Origin of the sequence: Vibrio sp. 2-Bac 85, assembly GCF_037546705.1 — a bacterium.
GTDB lineage: Bacteria > Pseudomonadota > Gammaproteobacteria > Enterobacterales > Psychromonadaceae > Psychromonas.
Window position 1 is genome coordinate 1 of the sequence record NZ_JALAAB010000049.1, and the last position, 973, is coordinate 973.

At 47.6% G+C, this 973-nt stretch carries 1 protein-coding gene; it reads right to left on the minus strand.

What is annotated here, in order from left to right:
* Nucleotides 1-973 (minus strand): tandem-95 repeat protein (locus MT390_RS19680; protein WP_499442906.1); only part of this gene is annotated, 973 nt, incomplete at both ends.

The following is a 973-nucleotide window of genomic DNA, read 5'->3' on the forward strand; positions in this document are numbered from 1 at the left end:
GATATCAATCGCGGCATCTTCGTTAGTGCTTGCGGTATCGTCAGCGACAACCGTTAAATCATTAACCGCATCCACGGTGACATTAACCGTGGCTTCTTGGCCTTCTTCATTGGTATAAGTAAAGCTATCCGACCCGTTAAAGTCAGCATTCGGTGTGTATTTCACCGTGCCATCGGCATTGATTGAGACTAAACCATTAGCGCCTTGAGTCACACTTTCTACAGGCGAAACAGCCGCCTCGGTGCCATCGGTTGAGTCATCATCATTTGCAAGCACATCGATATCAATCGCCGCATCTTCGTTAGTCGTCGCGGTATCATCAGCCACAACCGTTAAATCATTAACCGCATCCACAGTGACATTAACCGTGGCTTCCTGGCCTTCTTCATTGGTATAAGTAAAGCTATCCGTGCCATTAAAGTCAGCATTTGGTGTGTATTTCACCGTGCCATCGGCATTAACTACTACTGAACCGTTGCTACCTTGAGTCACGCTTTCTACTGGCGAGATCGCTGCTTCAGTGCCATCGGTTGAGTCATCATCATTTGCAAGCACATCGATATCAATTGCCGCATCTTCGTTAGTCGTCGCGGTATCGTTAGCTACGACAGTTAAATCATTAACCGCATCGACCGTGACATTAACCGTGGCTTCTTGGCCTTCTTCGTTGGTATAAGTAAAGCTATCCGACCCGTTAAAGTCAGCATTCGGTGTGTATTTCACCGTACCATCGGCATTAACTACTACTGAACCGTTAGTGCCTTGAGTCACGCTTTCTACTGGCGAGATCGCTGCTTCAGTGCCATCGGTTGAGTCATCATCATTCGCAAGCACATCGATATCAATCGCTGCATCTTCGTTAGTCGTCGCGGTATCGTTAGCTACGACGGTTAAATCGTTCACCGCATCCACGGTGACATTAACCGTGGCTTCTTGGCCTTCTTCGTTAGTATAAGTAAAGCTATCCGTGCCG